At 70.7% G+C, this 19,450-nt stretch carries 18 protein-coding genes; 10 read left to right on the top strand and 8 right to left on the bottom strand.

The genetic code is table 11. From position 1 onward, the window contains the following. The 6 genes from JIX55_RS29090 to JIX55_RS29065 all read left to right on the top strand — a co-directional run bounded on the left by JIX55_RS29090 (position 1) and on the right by JIX55_RS29065 (position 7,872). Positions 1-2,382: a bifunctional SulP family inorganic anion transporter/carbonic anhydrase gene (locus JIX55_RS29090; RefSeq protein ID WP_257566215.1), complete on the top strand. Its 2,382-nt coding sequence runs from the start codon at positions 1-3 to the stop codon at positions 2,380-2,382. A gap of 161 nt (positions 2,383-2,543) precedes the next feature. After that, positions 2,544-4,502: an acetate--CoA ligase gene (gene acs / locus JIX55_RS29085; RefSeq protein ID WP_257566214.1), complete on the top strand. Its 1,959-nt coding sequence runs from the start codon at positions 2,544-2,546 to the stop codon at positions 4,500-4,502. Positions 4,503-4,689: 187 nt separating this feature from the next. Continuing rightward, the gene (gene nhaA, locus JIX55_RS29080; RefSeq protein WP_257566213.1) at positions 4,690-6,093 is read left to right on the top strand and encodes a Na+/H+ antiporter NhaA; all 1,404 of its coding nucleotides are present in this window, start codon (positions 4,690-4,692) and stop codon (positions 6,091-6,093) included. A 39-nt stretch (positions 6,094-6,132) separates the two neighbouring features. After that, positions 6,133-6,612, top strand: a complete 480-nt coding sequence (locus tag JIX55_RS29075) for a phage holin family protein (protein WP_257566212.1) — start codon at positions 6,133-6,135, stop codon at positions 6,610-6,612. Continuing rightward, a complete protein-coding gene (locus JIX55_RS29070) occupies positions 6,609-7,571 on the top strand; it encodes an alpha/beta fold hydrolase (protein ID WP_257566211.1) in 963 nt (320 codons plus the stop codon). The genes JIX55_RS29075 and JIX55_RS29070 overlap by 4 nt, the downstream gene beginning before the upstream one ends. 121 nt (positions 7,572-7,692) lie before the next feature. Beyond that, the gene (locus JIX55_RS29065; RefSeq protein WP_257566210.1) at positions 7,693-7,872 is read left to right on the top strand and encodes a hypothetical protein; all 180 of its coding nucleotides are present in this window, start codon (positions 7,693-7,695) and stop codon (positions 7,870-7,872) included. Positions 7,873-7,923: 51 nt separating this feature from the next. Here the strand turns inward: JIX55_RS29065 and JIX55_RS29060 are convergent, their stop codons facing one another. The 3 genes from JIX55_RS29060 to nth form a co-directional block, all read right to left on the bottom strand. Further along, positions 7,924-9,123, bottom strand: coding sequence for a MarP family serine protease (locus JIX55_RS29060; protein ID WP_257566209.1), 1,200 nt, complete (start codon positions 9,121-9,123; stop codon positions 7,924-7,926). 119 nt (positions 9,124-9,242) lie between these two features. Further along, positions 9,243-9,971 carry an NUDIX hydrolase gene (locus JIX55_RS29055; protein WP_257566208.1) on the bottom strand — a complete coding sequence of 243 codons (729 nt, stop codon included), beginning with the start codon at positions 9,969-9,971 and terminating at the stop codon, positions 9,243-9,245. Positions 9,972-10,104: 133 nt separating this feature from the next. Next, on the bottom strand, positions 10,105-11,103 hold the full coding sequence (gene nth, locus JIX55_RS29050) for an endonuclease III (protein ID WP_257566207.1): 999 nt from the start codon (positions 11,101-11,103) through the stop codon (positions 10,105-10,107). Between the two features lie 326 nt (positions 11,104-11,429). Between nth and JIX55_RS29045 the strand changes: the two genes are divergently transcribed. Then, the gene (locus JIX55_RS29045) at positions 11,430-12,104 is read left to right on the top strand and encodes a Crp/Fnr family transcriptional regulator (protein ID WP_005476003.1); all 675 of its coding nucleotides are present in this window, start codon (positions 11,430-11,432) and stop codon (positions 12,102-12,104) included. Between the two features lie 363 nt (positions 12,105-12,467). Then, positions 12,468-13,331: a nucleotidyltransferase domain-containing protein gene (locus JIX55_RS29040; protein ID WP_257566206.1), complete on the top strand. Its 864-nt coding sequence runs from the start codon at positions 12,468-12,470 to the stop codon at positions 13,329-13,331. A gap of 156 nt (positions 13,332-13,487) precedes the next feature. Here the strand turns inward: JIX55_RS29040 and JIX55_RS29035 are convergent, their stop codons facing one another. From JIX55_RS29035 to JIX55_RS29020, 4 genes are read right to left on the bottom strand one after another with little or no spacing between them, the layout of a single operon-like run. Beyond that, complete coding sequence (locus JIX55_RS29035; protein WP_257566205.1) at positions 13,488-14,318, bottom strand: MBL fold metallo-hydrolase; 831 nt, start codon at positions 14,316-14,318, stop codon at positions 13,488-13,490. After that, positions 14,315-15,184, bottom strand: a complete 870-nt coding sequence (locus JIX55_RS29030; RefSeq protein WP_257566204.1) for an NUDIX hydrolase — start codon at positions 15,182-15,184, stop codon at positions 14,315-14,317. The genes JIX55_RS29035 and JIX55_RS29030 overlap by 4 nt, the downstream gene beginning before the upstream one ends. 54 nt (positions 15,185-15,238) lie before the next feature. Next, a complete protein-coding gene (locus JIX55_RS29025) occupies positions 15,239-15,700 on the bottom strand; it encodes a RidA family protein (RefSeq protein ID WP_257566203.1) in 462 nt (153 codons plus the stop codon). Beyond that, positions 15,697-15,855 (bottom strand): DUF4177 domain-containing protein, encoded by a 159-nt coding sequence (locus tag JIX55_RS29020; protein ID WP_005476015.1) that lies wholly within the window; start codon positions 15,853-15,855, stop codon positions 15,697-15,699. The genes JIX55_RS29025 and JIX55_RS29020 overlap by 4 nt, the downstream gene beginning before the upstream one ends. Positions 15,856-15,984: 129 nt before the next feature. Between JIX55_RS29020 and JIX55_RS29015 the strand changes: the two genes are divergently transcribed. Then, positions 15,985-16,962 carry an ArsA family ATPase gene (locus JIX55_RS29015; protein WP_257566202.1) on the top strand — a complete coding sequence of 326 codons (978 nt, stop codon included), beginning with the start codon at positions 15,985-15,987 and terminating at the stop codon, positions 16,960-16,962. Next, positions 16,959-18,314 (top strand): ArsA family ATPase, encoded by a 1,356-nt coding sequence (locus JIX55_RS29010; RefSeq protein ID WP_257566201.1) that lies wholly within the window; start codon positions 16,959-16,961, stop codon positions 18,312-18,314. Before JIX55_RS29015 ends, JIX55_RS29010 begins: the two co-directional genes overlap by 4 nt. A 126-nt stretch (positions 18,315-18,440) precedes the next feature. On the opposite strand, the gene wblA is transcribed toward JIX55_RS29010, so the two are convergent. Next, positions 18,441-18,779, bottom strand: a complete 339-nt coding sequence (gene wblA, locus JIX55_RS29005) for a transcriptional regulator WblA (RefSeq protein WP_033524587.1) — start codon at positions 18,777-18,779, stop codon at positions 18,441-18,443. Positions 18,780-19,450: the final 671 nt, after the last annotated feature.

The raw sequence follows: 19,450 nt of genomic DNA, 5'->3' as shown, positions 1-19,450 counted from the left end.
ATGTCCGCCTGCGTCCCCACCCACGCCACCGATCCGGACTCGAACCGGACGGAGCCTGATCACCAACCGCAAAGCCCCCCGGAGGGCCCGCGCCGCCGTTTCCGTATCGCGGCCGACGATCTGTCCGCCTCCATCGCGGTCTTCCTGATCGCCCTCCCCCTGTCGCTGGGCATCGCCCTCGCCACCGACGCACCGCTCCAGGCCGGCCTTGTCGCCGCCGCCGTCGGCGGCCTCGTCGCCGGGCGCCTGGGCGGCTCCCCCCTCCAGGTCAGCGGCCCGGCGGCCGGTCTCACCGTCGTCACCGCCGACCTCATCCACCAGTACGGCTGGCGCACCACCTGCGCCATCACCGTCCTCGCCGGCCTCACCCAACTGAGCCTGGGCCACCTGCGCGTGGCCCGCTCGGCGCTCGCCGTCAGCCCCGCGATCGTGCACGGCATGCTCGCCGGCATCGGCGTCACCATCGCCGTCGCCCAGCTGCACATCGTGCTCGGCGGCACCCCGCAGAGCTCCGTCGTCGCCAACGTCGGCGCGCTGCCCGCCCAGTTGGCCAACCTGCACCCCGGCGCTCTGTCCCTCAGCGCGCTCACCCTCGCCGTTCTGCTGGCCTGGCCCCGCATCCCGGGGCGCGTCGGCCGCGCCGTACGACGGATTCCGGCAGCCCTGATCGCCGTGGCCGCCGCCACAGCCGTGGCCGCGCTCACCGGGCTGCACCTCGCCCGCGTGGACCTGCCGTCCTGGTCCAGCCACGCACTGCCGCAGCTGCCCGATGGCCCCGTCCTGGGTATCGCGGCGGCGGTCCTCACCATCACCCTGGTCGGCAGTGTCGAGTCCCTGCTCTCCGCCGTGGCCGTCGACAAGCTCGCCACCGCCCGCGGCGAACCCCGTGTCCCCCGCTCCGACCTCGACCGGGAACTACGCGGCCAAGGCGCCGCCAATGTGGTCTCCGGCGCCCTCGGCGGCCTGCCGGTCACCGGCGTCGCCGTACGCAGCGCGGCCAATGTGCACACCGGCGCCATCAGCCGGAACTCCACGATGCTGCACGGCGTTTGGGTAGTAGCGGCCGCACTGCTCCTGATCCCCGTCCTGGAGCTGATCCCCCTCGCCTCACTCGCCGCCCTGGTGATGGCTGTCGGGGTCCAGATGGTGTCCCTGCACCACATCCGCACGGTCACCCGCCACCGCGAGGTGCTGGTCTACGCCGTCACCACACTCGGCGTCGTCCTCCTGGGCGTCCTGGAAGGCGTCGCGCTGGGCATCGCCGTGGCCGTCGGCGTCGCCCTGCACCGCCTCACCCGCACCCGTATCACCCACGAGGACAAGGAGGGAGTCCATCACGTCCACGTACGAGGGCAGTTGACGTTCCTCGCCGTGCCCCGCCTCAGCCGCGCCCTGCACCAGGTCCCCCAGGGGGCCGCCGTGGTCGTGGAGCTGGACGGGTCGTTCATGGACCACGCGGCGTACGAGTCGCTGCAGGACTGGCAGCACGCACACCACGCGCGCGGCGGCTCCGTGGAGATCACCGGCCGCGCCGGCACGCGTATCGCCGAACCCGCCAGCACCTCGGCGGCCGGCTGCCGCTGCCGGCCCTGGACGCCATGGCGCAACCACCAGTGCGAGGCCCCGGCCACCCCGGCCGCGGGCACACCGCAGGAGGAGGCCGCCGAGGGCCCGCGCGGTCATCAACTGGCACGCGGCATCAGCGCGTTCCAGCGCAACACCGCTCACCTGGTGCGCGGCGAGCTGGCCCGGCTGGCGCGCGAGGGACAGCAGCCCTCGCAGCTCTTCCTGACCTGCGCCGACTCCCGGCTCGTCACCTCGATGATCACCTCCAGCGGCCCCGGCGACCTCTTCGTCGTACGCAATGTCGGCAACCTCGTGCCGCTGCCCGGCGAGGAGAGCGGCGACGACTCGGTGGCGGCCGCGATCGAGTACGCGGTGGACGTGCTGAACGTACGGTCCATCACGATCTGCGGGCATTCCGGCTGCGGCGCGATGCAGGCCCTGCTCACGACCGACCAGAACGGCGCCCAGACGCCGCTCAAGCGCTGGCTGCGGCACGGCAGGCCCAGCCTGGACCGCGCGACCGACAGGAACAGGCCCTGGGCCCGACTCGCCGGCCGCGAACCCGCCGACGCCATCGAACAGCTCTGCCTGACCAACGTCATCCAGCAGTTGGAACACCTGCGGGCCCATGACGCCGTCGCCCGCGCCCTGAGCGAGGGCGCGCTCGAACTGCACGGGATGTACTTCCATGTGGGCGAGGCACAGGCGTACCTGCTCACCGAGGAAGCCCCGGACAGCGGAGTCTTCGACCAAGTCGCAGGAACGGCCGTGGCGGCCGACCCGACCGGGACGGTACTGCACGACACGCGCGCGTGAACCGAATTCCGTCCCGGTCCGTGGGAACGGGTGGCGTCCTGGCCGCAGGGCCACCCGCCCACAGGTCTAAACCAATCCGAAGAAGGCCCTTGTCATCGGGGGTCCGGGTCTGATGAGCTGTGGCCTGGGACACAACGGACACCCTGGGAAAGGGAGATGTCGTGAGCAACGAAAGCCTGGCCAACCTCTTGAAGGAGGAGCGACGCTTCGCGCCGCCCGCTGACCTGGCCGCGAACGCCAACGTCACGGCCGAGGCGTACGAGCAGGCCAGGGCTGACAGGCTCGGCTTCTGGGCCACGCAGGCCCGTCGGCTGACCTGGGCCAAGGAGCCGACCGAGACGCTGGACTGGTCGAACCCGCCGTTCGCCAAGTGGTTCAAGGACGGCGAGCTCAATGTCGCGTACAACTGCGTCGACCGGCATGTCGAGGCCGGCAACGGCGACCGGGTCGCCATCCACTTCGAGGGCGAGCCCGGCGACAGCCGGGCCATCACCTACACCGAGCTCAAGGACGAGGTGAGCAAGGCAGCGAACGCCCTGCTGGAACTGGGCGTTCAGGCGGGCGACCGGGTCGCGGTCTACATGCCGATGATCCCGGAGACGGCCGTGGCGATGCTCGCCTGCGCCCGGATCGGCGCCGCGCACTCCGTCGTCTTCGGCGGCTTCTCCGCGGACGCGCTCGCGACCCGTATCCAGGACGCCGACGCCAAGGTGGTCATCACCTCCGACGGCGGCTACCGACGCGGCAAGCCGTCCGCGCTCAAGCCGGCCGTGGACGAGGCGGTCACCAAAGCGGGCAATGTCGAGCACGTCCTCGTCGTCCGCCGCACCGGCCAGGACGTCGCCTGGGACGACTCCCGTGACGTGTGGTGGCACGAGATCGTCGACCGGCAGAGCACCGAGCACACCCCCGAGGCCTTCGGGGCCGAGCACCCGCTGTTCATCCTCTACACGTCCGGAACGACGGGTAAGCCCAAGGGCATCCTGCACACCTCCGGCGGCTACCTCACCCAGACGTCGTACACCCACCACGCCGTCTTCGACCTCAAGCCGGAGCGGGACGTGTACTGGTGCACGGCCGACGTCGGCTGGGTCACCGGCCACTCGTACATCGTCTACGGGCCGCTGGCGAACGGCGCGACGCAGGTCATGTACGAGGGCACGCCGGACACCCCGCACCAGGGCCGCTTCTGGGAGATCGTGCAGAAGTACGGGGTGACGATCCTCTACACGGCGCCCACGGCCATCCGTACGTTCATGAAGTGGGGCGACGACATCCCCGCGAAGTTCGACCTGTCCTCCCTCCGCGTCCTCGGGTCCGTCGGCGAGCCCATCAACCCCGAGGCGTGGATCTGGTACCGCAAGCACATCGGTGCCGACGCGACGCCGATCGTGGACACCTGGTGGCAGACCGAGACCGGCGCGATGATGATCTCGCCGCTGCCCGGTGTGACGGCGGCCAAGCCCGGCTCCGCGCAGACGCCACTGCCGGGCATCTCCGCGACCGTCGTCGACGACGAGGCGAACGAGGTGCCGAACGGCGGCGGTGGCTATCTGGTCCTCACCGAGCCGTGGCCGTCGATGCTGCGCACCATCTGGGGCGACGACCAGCGGTTCCTCGACACATACTGGTCGCGGTTCGAGGGCAAGTACTTCGCCGGTGACGGGGCGAAGAAGGACGACGACGGGGACATCTGGCTCCTCGGGCGCGTCGACGACGTGATGCTCGTGTCGGGCCACAACATCTCGACGACCGAGGTGGAGTCCGCGCTCGTCTCACACCCGTCCGTGGCCGAGGCGGCCGTGGTCGGCGCCGCCGACGAGACCACCGGTCAGGCGATCGTGGCGTTCGTGATCCTGCGCGGTACGGCGAACGCCGAGGACGAGAACCTCGTCGCCGACCTCCGTAACCACGTGGGCGCAGCCCTCGGCCCGATCGCCAAGCCGAAGCGGGTACTCCCGGTGCAGGAGCTGCCGAAGACCCGCTCCGGAAAGATCATGCGGCGACTGCTGCGTGACGTGGCGGAGAACCGGCAGCTCGGTGACGTCACCACGCTGACCGACTCCACCGTCATGGACCTCATCCAGGCCAAGCTGCCGGCGGCGCCGAGCGAGGACTGAGATCGCGTACGTCGAGGCCTGATGATTACGTACGGCCCTGAAGGGCACCCGGTGACCAGCGCGCCGGGTGCCCTTTCGGCGTCGAACGGGAAAGCATCGGGCACTTTAGGTAGGCTAAGCAAATAGGTGCGCCGGGAAGTCTGGTCGGCAAGTGTTCCGTCCTGCCCACCGACCGGAGGTCCCCGCCGTGGCCGCGCCCCGCACCAACCCCACCCGCAAGGTCTTCGGCCGGCTCTCCCTGCCCGAGCGGACCTTCGTGGCGGACGCGCTGCGCACGGAGACCGTCGGTGGTGTGCTGCTGCTCCTGGCCGCCGTCACCGCGCTGGTCTGGGTCAACGTCCCCGCGCTGCACGACAGCTACGAGAGTCTCAGCCACTTCCACTTCGGTCCGGAAGCCCTCGGCCTCAACCTGTCCCTCGCTCACTGGGCGGCGGACGGACTTCTCGCGGTCTTCTTCTTCGTCGCCGGCATCGAGCTCAAGCGCGAGCTGGTCGCCGGTGACCTCAGGGATCCCAAGGCGGCCGCGCTACCCGTCGTCGCCGCGCTGTGCGGCATGGCCGTACCGGCGCTCGTCTACACGCTCACCAATCTCACCGGCGGCGGCTCCCTGGCCGGCTGGGCGGTGCCCACGGCGACCGACATCGCCTTCGCGCTGGCCGTGCTCGCCGTCATCGGCACGTCGTTGCCGAACGCGCTGCGCGCCTTCCTGCTCACCCTCGCCGTCGTCGACGACCTGTTCGCGATCCTGATCATCGCGGTGTTCTTCACCGACAGCCTCGACTTCGCCGCGCTCGGCGGTGCCTTCGCCGGTCTCGCCGTCTTCTGGCTGCTGCTGCGGAAGGGCGTGCGCGGGTGGTACGTGTACATGCCGCTCGCCCTCGTCATCTGGGGGCTGATGTACAACAGCGGCGTCCACGCCACCATCGCCGGTGTCGCGATGGGCTTGATGCTGCGCTGCACTCGGCGCGAAGGTGAGGAGCGCTCCCCCGGTGAGCGCATCGAGCACATCGTGCGCCCTCTGTCCGCCGGTCTGGCGGTGCCGCTGTTCGCCCTGTTCAGCGCAGGTGTCGCGGTGTCGGGCAGTGCGCTCGGGAAGGTGTTCACCCAGCCGGAGACTCTCGGGGTGGTGCTGGGGCTGGTCGTCGGCAAGGCAGTGGGGATCTTCGGCGGGACCTGGCTGACCGCCCGCTTCACCCGGGCCTCGCTCTCCGAGGAGCTGGCCTGGCCGGACGTCTTCGCGGTCGCCTCCCTCGCCGGGATCGGCTTCACCGTGTCGCTGCTCATCGGCGAACTGGCCTTCGAGGGGGACCGGACCCTCACCGACGGCGTCAAGGCGGCCGTCCTCACCGGTTCCCTCATCGCGGCGGTCCTCGCGACCGTCCTGTTGAAGGTACGCAACGCCAAGTACCAGGCCCTGTGGGCCGCCGAGGAGCGCGACGACGACCTCGACGGCATCCCCGACATCTACGAACAGGACGACCCGGCGTACCACCTGCGCATGGCCGAGATGTACGAACGCAAGGCCGCCGAGCACCGCAGGCTTGCCGAAGTGGCGGGCGGGGCAGGCGACGGCGACAACGGTCCGGCATGATCTGACAGGACCGTACACACGCATATGAGGGAGACCCCGATGAGCGCACCCGACGGCAGCCCGGTCGGAGCCGAACGCAGTGTCGGCCAGTTGTTCGCCTCGGCGACGGCCGAGATGTCCGCGCTGGTGCACGACGAGATCGCGCTGGCCAAGGCCCAGCTCAGGCAGGACGTCAAGCGAGGCGTGGTCGGCGGCGGGGCGTTCACGGCGGCCGGCGCGGTGCTGATCTTCTCCCTGCCGATGCTGAGCTTCGCCCTGGCGTACGGCATCCGCACCTGGAGCGACTGGAACCTGGCGATCTGCTTCCTGCTGTCGTTCGCGGCGAATGTCGTGGTCGCCCTCGTGCTGACGCTCATCGGCGTCGTCTTCTCGAAGAAGGCCAAGAAGGGGAAGGGCCCGCAGAAGGTCGCCGCCTCGATGAAGCAGACGGCGGGCGTGCTGCAGAACGCCAAGCCCCACCCCCGTCGGCCCGGCCCGGCCGACGACGCCGTCGAAGCTGTGGCACGCTCGACGTCATGACCGACCCCGCGACCGCCCCGGCCGCCCCCTCGAATCAGCCCGCGTCTCCCGTACGGCTCGACGTGCCCGGCGCGAAGGGGCTGATCCACCGGGACGTGGCCGCCAACGGCGCACGCTTCCACATCGCCGAGATGGGCGACGGGCCGCTGGTGCTGCTGCTGCACGGCTTCCCGCAGTTCTGGTGGACCTGGCGGCACCAACTGGTCGCCCTCGCCGACGCGGGCTTCCGGGCCGTGGCCATGGACCTGCGCGGGGTCGGCGGCAGCGACCGCACGCCCCGGGGTTACGACCCCGCGAACCTCGCCCTCGACATCACCGGGGTCGTACGGTCCCTCGGCGAGCCCGACGCCGCGCTGGTCGGCCACGACCTGGGCGGCTATCTGGCGTGGACGGCGGCCGTGATGCGCCCCAAGCTCGTACGGCGGCTCGCGGTGGCCTCGATGCCGCATCCGCGGCGCTGGCGCTCGGCGATGCTCTCGGACGTCAAGCAGACGTCCGCAGGCTCCTACATCTGGGGCTTCCAGCGGCCCTGGGTCCCCGAGCGGCAACTCACCGCCGACGACGGCGCGCTGGTCGGCCGGCTCATCCGGGACTGGTCGGGGCCGCGGCTGCCCGACGACGAGGCCGTGGAGGCGTACCGGCGGGCGATGTGCATCCCGTCGACGGCGCACTGCTCCATCGAGCCGTACCGGTGGATGGTGCGGTCCATGGCCCGCCCGGACGGCATCCAGTTCAACCGCCGGATGAAGCGCCCGGTGCGCGTGCCCACGCTCCATCTGCACGGTTCGCTCGACCCGGTGATGCGGACGCGCAGCGCGGCCGGGTCCGGGGAGTACGTCGAAGCGCCGTACCGTTGGCGGCTGTTCGACGGCCTGGGCCACTTCCCGCACGAGGAGGACCCGGTGGCGTTCTCGGCCGAACTCATCAACTGGCTGAAGGACCCCGAGCCCGACCGGTGAACGGCGGGCACCGGCCCGGACGTGAACACCTGTTCCACGAACAGCCACTTGCCCGGCGCATAGGCCAATTGGGGGGCGTGGGGGCGGTTATCGACCTTGGGGCGGGGGCACACGTCGGGGTATGGGCTGGACGCACGACTACAGTGACGCAGCACGCAACCGCCGCTCGGCCGCGGGCCTGAGCTCCCACCAGAGGGGCGCCCCGCAAGTGCCGGGCACGGATCCCCGGCTGGGCATTCCGCGCATCCTGCGCCGCCGGGCCCGCTGGGTCTCGGCCCGGCTGCGCCATCCTCGTCCCTGACTCTTACGGGACGACCCTCACCGGGTCTCACCACACGGGCATCGCCCGGCCTCAGAGCGCGCAGCTGTCGCTGTCCACCTGCTGGTTGGCCGTACGGCCCTTGGCGATGTCCTCCTCGATCTCGTCCGCGGTGAGCGCGTAACCGGTCTCCGGGTCGTCGAGGGACTTCGCGAAGACCACGCCGTACACCTTGCCCTCGGGGGTGAGCAGCGGGCCGCCGGAGTTGCCCTGGCGGACGGTCGCGTACAGCGAGTAGACATCGCGGTGGACGGTGCCGCGCTTGTAGATGTCGGCGCCGTTGGCCGTGATGCGACCGCGCACGCGCGCGGGGCGCACGTCGTACGCGCCGTTCTCCGGGAAGCCCGCCACGATCGCGTCGTCGCTGCTGACGGCGTCCTTGGTGGTGAACCGCAGCACGGGCGCCTTCAGGCCCGGCACGTCCAGTACGGCGATGTCGCGCTCCCAGTCGTAGAGGACGACCTTGGCGTCGTACTTGCGGCCCTCACCGCCGATCTGGACGGTGGGTTCGTCGACTCCGCCGACCACGTGCGCGTTGGTCATCACCCGGCGCTCACCGAAGACGAAGCCGGTGCCTTCGAGGACCTTGCCGCAACTCTGGGCGGTGCCCATGACCTTGACGATGGACCGCTTGGCACTCTGGGCGACCGGGCTGCTCGCGAGCGCCGGGTCGGGGGGCTGGACGTCGGTGATCGGCTCGTTCGAGAACGGGCTGAAGACCTGCGGGAAACCGTTCTGCGTGAGGACCGAGGAGAAGTCCGCGAACCAGGTGTCGGCCTGGTTGGGCAGGGCCCCGGCCACGCCCTGCAGCACCTTGGAGTTACGGACCTCCTTGCCGAGCGTCGGCAGCGTCGTCCCGGCGAGTGCGGAACCGATCAGCCAGGCCACCAGGAGCATCGCCACGACGTTGACGAGGGCGCCGCCGGTGGCGTCCAGGGCGCGGGCCGGGGACCAGGTGATGTACCGGCGCACCTTGTTGCCGAGGTGGGTGGTCAGGGCCTGGCCGACCGAGGCGCAGACAATCACGATGACCACCGCGACGACGGCGGCGGCCGTGCTGACTTCCGAGTTGTCGGTCATCCAGTCCCAGATGACGGGCAGGGCGTAGACCGCGACGAGGCCGCCGCCGAGAAAGCCGATCACCGACAGGATGCCGACGACGAAGCCCTGTCGGTACCCCACGATCGCGAACCAGACGGCGGCGACCAGCAACAGGATGTCCAGCACGTTCACCGCTTCAAGCCTCGCCTCGTCACTTCGCGATCACTACAGGCCGGCCGGGGGTCCGGACCGCCGCGCGGCGACAGGGGGACGCAACGGGCCCCAAAAGACGCAGCACGGCAGACACCCTGTCATGAGCGCCAGTCGAGCGGGACCTGCTTGTCTCGGTCCCAGGGGCGCTCCCAGCCCGCGTAGTGCAGCAGACGGTCGATCACTCCGGCCGTGAAACCCCACACCAAGGCCGATTCGACCAGAAATGCCGGACCCGCGTAGCCCCGAGGGTGAATGGCGGTGGCTCTGTTGGCCGGATCCGTGAGATCCGCCACGGGCACGGTGAAGACGCGGGCCGTCTCGTTCGGATCCACCACCCGGACCGGCGTCGGCTCCCGCCACCACCCCAGGACGGGGGTCACGACGAAGCCGCTGACCGGGATGTACAGCTTTGGCAGCACGCCGAAGAGCTGGACGCCGGCGGGGTCGAGGCCGGTCTCCTCCTCGGCCTCGCGCAGGGCGGCCCGCAGCGGGCCGTCGGTCCGCGGGTCGCCGTCCTCCGGGTCGAGGGCGCCGCCGGGGAAGGACGGCTGTCCCGCGTGCGATCTGAGCGAGCCGGCACGCTCCATGAGCAGCAGCTCGGGCCCGTCCTGGCCGTCGCCGAACAGGATCAGGACCGCCGACTGCCGCCCCGAGCCGTTCTCCGGCGGCAGGAAGCGGCTCAGCTGCAACGGCTCGACCGTCTCCGCGACGCGCACCACCGGGTCCAGCCAGGCGGGCAGGCCCGCCTTGTCCAGGCCCAGGTGCCCGTCCCGGGCGTGGTGCCCGTCGGTGTCCGTACCGCCGTCCGTCCGGCTCGCGCGTGTCATACCCACCCCCGTCGTTCTTCCGGTCCCAACGCCCGGAGGCCCACCGATCGTTCCGCTCCAGCCGCGCGTCCCCCTTGTGGGTGGCTCGCGACAGGCCGGGGAGGCTGTGCGCCGGATCGCTCCGTCTGGACCGTCATCCGGCTGCTCCCAGCGGCGGGGCCGGGATGCCACCCGCGTCCAGGTACGACTGCGGGGGCTTGAGGCGCTGGCCCGGGAAGCCGCCCTTCTCGTACTTGAGGAGCTTCCTGGCCTTCTCGGGGTCCGTCTCGCCCTCGCCGAACGCCGGGCAGAGCGGGGCGATGGGGCAGGCGCCGCAGGCCGGTTTCCGGGCGTGGCAGATACGGCGGCCGTGGAAGATCACGTGGTGCGACAGCATCGTCCACTCGCTCTTCGGGAAGAGCGCGCCGACGGCCGCCTCGATCTTGTCCGGGTCGGTCGCCTCGGTCCACCTCCAGCGTCGTACGAGCCGCTGGAAGTGCGTGTCCACGGTGATCCCGGGCCGGCCGAAGGCATTGCCCAACACGACGAAGGCGGTCTTGCGGCCGACGCCGGGCAGCTTGACGAGGTCTTCGAGGCGGCCGGGGACCTCGCCGTTGTGGTTCTCCACCAGGGCCTTCGACAGCCCTGTCACCGACTTCGTCTTGGCCCGGAAGAACCCGCACGGCCGCAGGATCTCCTCGACCTCCTCCGGGTTGGCCGCGGCCAGGTCCTCGGGGGTCGGGTACTTCGCGAACAGCGCCGGTGTCGTCTGGTTGACCCGCAGGTCGGTCGTCTGCGCGGACAGGACAGTCGCGATGATCAACTGGAAGGAGTTCTCGAAGTCCAGCTCCGGGTGGGCGTACGGGTACACCTCGGCGAGCTCGCGGTTGATACGGCGGGCGCGACGGACCAGGGCGGTGTGGGACTCGGGCTTGGGGGGCTTGGCGGCGGTCGCGGCGGGCTTTGGGGCCCGGGGCGTCCCTTGCGCCGCTGCCCCCGCGGCCGCCACGCCCGCCGTCGATGTCTGCGCGCCTGTCGTCCCTCGCGCCGCGGTCGTCTTCCTCGCCGTCGGGGTCCTTCTTGTCGGTGCGGCCTTCTTCGCCGGAGCCGTGGTCTTCTGGGCGGGGTTCTCCGCCACTGATGGATCGGACACCTTCGTCGCCTTTGCCGTTTTGTTCGCTCCCGTGAGGCCCTGTTCGCCCACAGCGGAATCGCGCCGTGCAACCACCCGCTCAGCCCCCTTGGCCTGTGCTCTCACCGGCGATTTGGACACCCGGCCAGCCTAAAGCCCGGCACCGACATCCGCCCCGGGCCCAGAAGATCGGCCCCCAATTGGACCCCTGGCGCTTACCCCGGGACATGTGTGCGGCATCCTTGTGACAGATCACACTGTTTGGTCCGTCCGGCAAGATGGGGAACACGGTCCCCTGGTAGTACGGGGAGCAAGATCCCCTGAGCAGGTCGACAAGGAGAGAACTCGTGGACGACGTTCTGCGGCGCGCCCCGCTCTTCGCGGCGCTCGATGACGAGCAGGCCGCGGAGCTCCGCGCCTCCATGAGTGAGGTGACCCTCGCGCGCGGTGACGCTCTCTTCCACGAGGGCGACCCCGGTGACCGCCTCTATGTGGTCACCGAAGGCAAGGTCAAGCTGCACCGCGCGTCGCCCGACGGCCGCGAGAACATGCTGGCCGTGCTGGGTCCCGGTGAGCTGATCGGCGAGCTGTCGCTGTTCGACCCGGGTCCGCGGACGGCGACGGCCACCGCGCTGACCGAGGTCAAGCTGCTCGGCCTCGGCCACGGCGACCTTCAGCCGTGGCTGAACGCACGGCCCGAGGTGGCCGCGGCGCTGCTGCGTGCCGTCGCGCGGCGCCTGCGCAAGACCAACGACCAGATGTCCGACCTGGTGTTCTCGGACGTGCCCGGTCGGGTCGCTCGCGCGCTGCTCGACCTCTCGCGGCGGTTCGGTGTGCAGTCGGAGGAAGGCATCCATGTGGTGCACGACCTCACGCAGGAGGAGCTGGCGCAGTTGGTGGGCGCGTCCCGTGAGACCGTCAACAAGGCGCTGGCGGACTTTGCGCAGCGGGGGTGGCTGCGGTTGGAGGCTCGCGCGGTGATTCTGCTGGATGTGGAGCGGCTGGCGAAGCGGTCGCGCTGACGTCGGTTCGGCTGGTAGGCCGGTTGGTTCCGTACGTAGGCCGGTTCCGCTCGTACGCCGGTTCCGTACGTCGATGGGGTTCGTCTCGTTCGCGGGGCGGGCCCCATTGTTTTCGCCCCGCACCGCCCTTACCCGTTCCCATCCCAGGGGCTGCCGCCCCTTCGCCCCCCGCGCGCGCCCTCACGGGGCTCCGCCCCGGACCCCGCCAGAGGCGCTGCGCCCCCTGGACCCCCGCCAGACTCGTTGGACCCCCGGCCAGACTCGTTGGACCCCACCAGATTGGAAAGGGCCCCGCAGATTGGCAGTGCCCCGGCACGCATTAATCGCCCGCCCTCGTCCCGCCCCTCCGGGCAGAGTGGTCGCATGGCCGAAACAGGGCGTCGAAGAGGGCTGGACAGTCGCGGGTACATCGAGCGGGAAGGGGCGCTCGGGCGGGTGCAGGCAGTTTTTCGGCCGGTGGTGGCGGTGGCTCGGGATCGGGTGTTGAACGTGTTCGGGGCGCGGCTGCACAGTGCGTATCTCTATGGGTCGATTCCTCGGGGGACGGCTCGTCCGGGGCGCAGTGATCTCGACCTGCTGCTGGCGTTGCGCGAGGAGCCCACGGAGGCGGACCGGGCCGAGGCCCGGGTACTGGACGAGGCTCTGGACAAGGAGTTCCCGCAGATCGACGGGGCCGGAACGCTGCTGGTCAGCCGGGCGCAGGTGCTCAGCGAGCCGGAGCGGTACGACCTGGGCTGGTTCGTGGCCTGTCTGTGCACTCCGCTGCTGGGCGAGGACCTGGCGGAGGACCTGCCCCGCTACCGGCCGGACTCCCTTCTGGCCCGTGAGACCAACGGCGACCTCGCGCTGCTCCTGCCGCGCTGGCGTGAGCGGATCGCCGACGCCGTCACCGACGAGGCCCGGCGGTCGCTCGTCCGCGGTTACTCCCGTCGGCTCGTCCGCACCGGGTTCACCCTCGTCATGCCCCGTTGGAACGGCTGGACCAGCGATCTGCACGAAATGGCGGAAGTGTTCGGCGGGTACTACCCCGAGCGCGCCGCCCGGATGCGCGCGGCGGCGGCCGCGGGGTACGAGCCGGGTGCCGTTGAGGGCAGTAAGGACAGTCAGGAGGGTCAGGAGTCGTATTCCGCCGTTCTGCGGGCGTACGTGGATGATCTCGGGCCCTGGCTGGCCGAGGAGTACGCGCGCGTGCATGGCGTCAAAGCGCCCCGCCCCGGGGACGAGTGAGGGGTCGGGGAGGGTCGGACGGGTCGGGGCAGGTCTTGAAGGGTGTCTCGGGATGCCCCGGGAAGCCGCTGGAAGCGGGTCGCTGAGGCCTGGGAGGCCGCCGAGGTCCGGTGAGGCCACTCAGTCGGCCGTGGCCCGGGAGAAAGCCGCTGAGGGTCAGATCAGGCCGTGTTCGGACAGATACTCCAGCTGCGCCCGTACCGAGAGCTCCGCGGCCGGCCACAGGGAACGGTCGACGTCGGCGTAGACGTGGGCGACGACCTCTGCGGGGGTGCGGTAGCCGTTCTCGACGGCCGTCTCGACCTGGGCGAGCCGGTGGGCGCGGTGGGCCAGGTAGAACTCGACGGCGCCCTGGGCGTCGTCGAGGACGGGGCCGTGGCCGGGGAGGACCGTGTGGACGCCGTCGTCGACCGCGAGGGACCTGAGGCGTCGGAGGGAGTCGAGATAGTCGCCGAGACGGCCGTCGGGGTGGGCCACGACCGTCGTACCGCGCCCCAGGACGGTGTCGCCCGTCAGGACGGCTTGATCGGCCGGGAGATGGAAGCACAGCGAGTCGGCGGTGTGGCCGGGGGTGGGTACGACGCGGAGTTCCAGGCCGCCGACCGAGACGATGTCACCCACGCCCAGTCCCTCGTCGCCGAGCCGCAGCGCGGGGTCGAGGGCCCGTACGTTCGTCCCGGTCAGCTCGGCGAAGCGGGCGGCGCCCTCCGCGTGGTCCGGGTGCCCGTGCGTGAGCAGGGTCAGGGCGACCCGCTTGCCGGCCTTCTCCGCCGTGTCGACGACGTTGCGCAGATGGCCGTCGTCCAGCGGGCCGGGGTCGATCACGACGGCCAGCCCGGAGTCCGGCTCGGACACGATCCAGGTGTTGGTCCCGTCCAGCGTCATCACGGACGCGTTCGGCGCGAGCACATTGACCGCGCGCGCGGTGGCCGGACCGGCCAGGACACCGCCCCTGGGCTGTCCGGGAAGAGCTGCTGCGTCCGTCATGTGGGGTCTCCGCCGGCTGATATGCGTTTGGTGAACTCGTCGTGGCCGGGCCAGGAGAGGATCACGTCGTCGTTCTCCAGGCGGGCCTCGGCGAGAACGGGGGTCAGGTCGCGGGCGGGGGCTGCGGCGAGGGCGCCGGCGGCCGTGTCGTACTCCGCCAGCCGGCGCAGAGTCGCGATGGTGGGCGGCATCATCAGGAGCTCGCCCTTGTCGTAGCCGTCCGCCGCGTCCCTGGGGCGGATCCACACAGTGCGGTCGGCCTCCGTGGAGGCGTTGCGGGTGCGCTGGCCCTGCGGGAGGGCGGCCACGAAGAACCAGGTGTCGTAGCGGCGGGTCTCGAACTCGGGGGTGATCCAGCGGGCCCAGGCGCCCAGCAGGTCGGACCGCAGGACCAGCCCCCTGCGCTCCAGGAACTCCGCGAAGGACAGGTCCCGGGCGGCCACCGCCACGCGGTCCGCCTCCCAGTCGTCGCCGGTGGTGTCGCCGACCACGGTGTCGGAGCTGGGGCCGGCGAGCAGGACGCCCGCCTCCTCGTACGTCTCCCGGACGGCCGCGCAGACGATCGCCTGGGCGTCGGTCTCGTCGACGCCGAGCCTGGACGCCCACCACGCGCGCGTGGGGCCCGCCCAACGGATCTGGTGGTCGTCGTCGCGTGGGTCCACACCGCCGCCCGGATACGCGTACGCGCCTCCGGCGAAGGCCATGGAGGCGCGTCTGCGCAGCATGTGCACGACCGGGGTGTCGGCCGTGTCCTTGAGCAGCATGACAGTGGCGGCCCGCCTGGGGGTCACCGGCGTCAGCGTGCCGGCCGCGAGTGCCCGGATGCGGTCCGGCCACTCAGGTGGGTACCACTGCCCGTTTGCCATGGCCGGAGGCTAACCCGTGAGGGCCGGATGTTCGAGAGGGGCCCGGTGCGCGTGCTAGGCCAGCTCCACCTGGAGCTCCACCTCCACCGGCGCGTCCAGCGGAAGCACCGCCACGCCGACCGCGCTGCGCGCGTGGACGCCCTTGTCGCCGAAGACGGCGCCGAGGAGCTCGCTCGCACCGTTCAGCACGGCGGGCTGGCCCGTGAAGTCCGAGGCCGAGGCCACGAAGCCGACGACCTTCACCACGCGCGCGACCCGGTCCAGGTCGCCCACCACGGACTTGACGGCGGCGAGGGCGTTCAGCGCGCAGACGCGGGCGAGTTCCCTGGCCTCCTCGGGGGTGACCTCGGCGCCGACCTTGCCCGTGACGGGCAGCTTGCCGTCCACCATGGGCAGCTGCCCGGCGGTGTACACGTACACGCCGGACTGGACGGCCGGCTGGTACGCGGCGAGCGGCGGGACCACCTCGGGCAGGGTCAGCCCGAGTTCCGCGAGCTTGGCCTCGACGGCGCTCACGGCTTGGGCCGCTTCAGGTAGGCCACCAACTGCTCGGGGTTGTTCGGCCCGGGCACGACCTGGACGAGCTCCCAGCCGTCCTCGCCCCAGGTGTCCAGAATCTGCTTCGTGGCGTGGACGAGCAGCGGCACGGTTGAGTATTCCCACTTGGTCATGTGGCCGACTTTATCCGCTGCCCGGCACCGCTTCCGCCCCTGCCCCGGGCGGGCCGGACCACCGAGAGGGGCCCAGGTTGTCCACAGCCTCCGGCGTATGCCGCGCGCGGACTGGTTAGGCTCGAATACGTGAGCAGGCTCCAGGTCGTCAGCGGCAAGGGCGGGACCGGAAAGACCACGGTCGCCGCCGCACTCGCGCTCGCCCTCGCGACCGAGGGGAAGCGCACCCTCCTGGTCGAGGTCGAGGGCAGGCAGGGCATCGCACAGCTCTTCGAGGCGGAGGCACTTCCGTACGAGGAGCGGAAGATCGCGGTGGCTCCCGGGGGCGGGGAGGTGTACGCGCTGGCCATCGACCCCGAACTGGCCCTTTTGGACTACCTCCAGATGTTCTACAAGCTCGGCGGGGCGGGCAGGGCCCTGAAAAAGCTCGGCGCCATCGACTTCGCGACCACCATCGCGCCCGGCCTCAGGGACGTGCTGCTGACCGGCAAGGCCTGCGAGGCGGTGCGCCGCAAGGAGAAGAGCGGCCGGTTCGCATACGACTACGTGGTGATGGACGCGCCGCCCACCGGACGCATCACCCGCTTCCTGAACGTCAACGACGAGGTGGCGGGGCTCGCCAAGATCGGCCCGATACACAATCAGGCCCAGGCCGTCATGCGGGTCCTGAAGTCCCCCGAGACGGCCGTGCATCTGGTGACGCTGCTGGAGGAGATGCCCGTCCAGGAGACGGCGGACGGCATCGCCGAGCTGCGCGCCGCGAAGCTGCCGGTGGGGCGGATCATCGTCAACATGGTGCGGCCCGAGGTGCTGGACGCCGACGAGCTGGAGTTCGCGCGCGCGGTGCCGCGTACGGCCGTGGCCAAGTCCCTGTCCACGGCCGGTCTGGGCGGCGCTCGGCGCGGCGGCACCGCCGAGCGCCTGGTGCAGCCGCTGCTCACGCAGGCCGAGGAGTACGCCGAGCGGTACACCCTGGAGCACGAACAGCGGGGCGCACTGGGCGAACTCGGCCTGCCGCTGCACGAACTGCCGTTGCTCGCCGAAGGAATGGACCTGGCGGGCCTTTACGAACTGGCCACGGAACTGCGTCAGCAAGGGATCTCATGACTCCGGACCCGACCGCCACGCACGACTCGGCCCATGTGAACGACCCGGCCCACGCCCCCGACGGACACCGTGCGATCAGCGCGCCCCGTCTCCTCGCCGTCGATCCGCTGATCGACGACCCCGAGACCCGCATCGTGGTGTGCTGCGGCGCCGGCGGCGTCGGCAAGACGACCACGGCGGCAGCCCTCGGGCTGCGTGCCGCCGAGCGCGGCCGCAAGGTGGTCGTGCTCACCATCGACCCGGCCCGGCGGCTCGCCCAGTCCATGGGCATCGACTCGCTGGACAACACCCCGCGGCGGGTGAAGGGCATCGACGGGGACGGCGAACTGCACGCCATGATGCTCGACATGAAGCGCACGTTCGACGAGATCGTCGAGGCGCACGCGGACCCCGGCCGGGCCTCCGCGATCCTGAACAACCCCTTCTACCAGTCGCTCTCGGCGGGCTTCGCGGGCACGCAGGAGTACATGGCGATGGAGAAGCTGGGCCAGCTGCGGGCCCGGGACGAGTGGGACCTCATCGTCGTCGACACGCCGCCGTCCCGGTCGGCGCTGGACTTCCTGGACGCCCCGAAGCGGCTCGGCTCGTTCCTGGACGGCAAGCTGATCCGCGTACTGCTGGCGCCCGCGAAGGTCGGCGGACGGGCCGGCATGAAGTTCCTGAACGTCGGCATGTCGATGATGACGGGTGCCCTGGGCAAGCTGCTCGGCGGCCAACTGCTCAAGGACGTGCAGACGTTCGTGGCCGCCATGGACTCCATGTTCGGCGGCTTCCGTACGCGCGCGGACGCCACGTACAAGCTGCTCCAGGCGCCCGGCACCGCCTTCCTGGTGGTGGCCGCGCCGGAGCGGGACGCGCTGCGGGAGGCGGCGTACTTCGTGGAGCGGCTGGCGGCCGAGGACATGCCGCTGGCCGGGCTGGTGCTCAACCGGGTGCACGGCAGCGGCGCGGCCCAGCTGTCCGCCGAGCGCGCGCTCGCCGCCGCGGAAAATCTTGACGAGCCCCGCATTGTTGATCAGATGGACGGGAAAGCAGTTCGTAACTCTCCCGACACGTACGACAGTTCAGACAGTCCAGAATCTCCCGCAACCACCGGTGTCCAGGACGGCTCCCCTGCCCCGGACCGGACGGTGGAACAACTCACGGCAGGCCTGCTCAGGCTGCACGCCGAGCGAATGCGGATGCTCTCTCGCGAGCAGCGCACGCGCGACCGCTTCACCGCGCTTCATCCCGAGGTGGCCGTGGCCGAAGTGGCCGCGCTGCCCGGTGATGTCCACGACCTGGTGGGTCTGCGGGACATCGGGGACCGGCTCGCGACCACAAGGCCGGAGCTGCCCACCTCCGACGACTGACCGAGGACCGCCCGTACCCCAACGGCCGATCCACGCCCCGGGAGACCCGAGAGCCGGCACACCTGCCCGACGCGCCGACACCTCAAGGGCGCCCTCGACGGACGCGGCCCGGAAAGGGCCTCGCCCTCAGCTCACCGCCGCGTAGTTCTCGTACATCTCGTCATCGTCGAGCGGCAGAATGCCCGCGCCACGCTCGTACTCCGTGCGCGCGGTCTCAAGGAGCCGGCGCCATGAAGTGACAGTCGGACGCCTGCGCAGCAGTGCACGGCGTTCGCGCTCCGTCATTCCTCCCCACACGCCGAACTCGACGCGGTTGTCCAACGCGTCCGCCAGGCACTCCGTGCGTACCGGGCATCCGGTGCACACCGCCTTGGCCCTGTTCTGCGCTGCTCCTTGAACGAACAGTTCATCCGGATCGGTAGTGCGGCAGGCAGCCTGCGCACTCCAGTCGGTTACCCAGCCCATACCGGCGCCGTCCTCTCCCGAATCGAGGCTCCCCCACGGCGGCAGCGGCATATTCACCGCCGCCAGTTGAGGACGTTACGGAAGGTGGGCACAGCGCAACACCCCCTTCGGGCCCAATCTTGAATGGCCCGAACGGACTATGCGTAAGCGGCAGATCACCCGCGGGAGTGACCTGAGGACATGCGTGACTATCCCGGCAGAACGGGACAGTTGACATGCGTCACAACGGACACCGAATGACACACAAGGCGGATTCGGACACGGCACCGGAAAAAAATCGGAAGAACGTCAGAACGATTCGGGCTCGCTGGACGTACTTGATACAAGGGCCTACGGCTGTGACAGTTGAGAGCAGCTTAGGCCAAGGCCTGCGCGCGTGTCCGGGAAATGAGAACGTAGACAACCACTCATGTTCCTTTTCCTTCACGCCTCCGCGCCGCCCGTCTCCTGGACCAGCCCGCCGCACACGGCGCGTTCGTGGAGCCGAGGGGGCCCACTCCCCCGCGTCCGTCGCGGGCCGGGTCGTCAGCACGGGGTTCGGGCCGGTCGCGATGAGATGCGGCAGGGTCCAGGCGGCGCCGTAGCAGTCGTCCCGCCCGAAGCGGCCGGTCGGCGCCGCCGCCTCTTCCGCCGATACAGGCCTGGATATGGCGCTCAGTTGCCGTATCCGT

Origin of the sequence: Streptomyces sp. DSM 40750 (genome assembly GCF_024612035.1) — a bacterium.
Taxonomy (GTDB): Bacteria; Actinomycetota; Actinomycetes; order Streptomycetales; family Streptomycetaceae; genus Streptomyces.
Note: the sequence above shows the minus strand (reverse complement) of the source record. Positions and strands in the feature narration are given on the sequence as shown.

Coding starts and splice junctions, on each gene's coding strand:
- JIX55_RS29010 (WP_257566201.1), top strand. CDS start 16,959: ATGACTCCGGACCCGACCGCCACGCACGACTCGGCCCATGTGAACGAC.
- JIX55_RS29070 (WP_257566211.1), top strand. CDS start 6,609: ATGACCGACCCCGCGACCGCCCCGGCCGCCCCCTCGAATCAGCCCGCG.
- JIX55_RS29065 (WP_257566210.1), top strand. CDS start 7,693: ATGGGCTGGACGCACGACTACAGTGACGCAGCACGCAACCGCCGCTCG.
- JIX55_RS29020 (WP_005476015.1), bottom strand. CDS start 15,855: ATGACCAAGTGGGAATACTCAACCGTGCCGCTGCTCGTCCACGCCACG.
- JIX55_RS29055 (WP_257566208.1), bottom strand. CDS start 9,971: ATGACACGCGCGAGCCGGACGGACGGCGGTACGGACACCGACGGGCAC.
- JIX55_RS29030 (WP_257566204.1), bottom strand. CDS start 15,184: ATGGCAAACGGGCAGTGGTACCCACCTGAGTGGCCGGACCGCATCCGG.
- JIX55_RS29035 (WP_257566205.1), bottom strand. CDS start 14,318: ATGACGGACGCAGCAGCTCTTCCCGGACAGCCCAGGGGCGGTGTCCTG.
- JIX55_RS29040 (WP_257566206.1), top strand. CDS start 12,468: ATGGCCGAAACAGGGCGTCGAAGAGGGCTGGACAGTCGCGGGTACATC.
- JIX55_RS29075 (WP_257566212.1), top strand. CDS start 6,133: ATGAGCGCACCCGACGGCAGCCCGGTCGGAGCCGAACGCAGTGTCGGC.
- wblA (WP_033524587.1), bottom strand. CDS start 18,779: ATGGGCTGGGTAACCGACTGGAGTGCGCAGGCTGCCTGCCGCACTACC.
- JIX55_RS29090 (WP_257566215.1), top strand. CDS start 1: ATGTCCGCCTGCGTCCCCACCCACGCCACCGATCCGGACTCGAACCGG.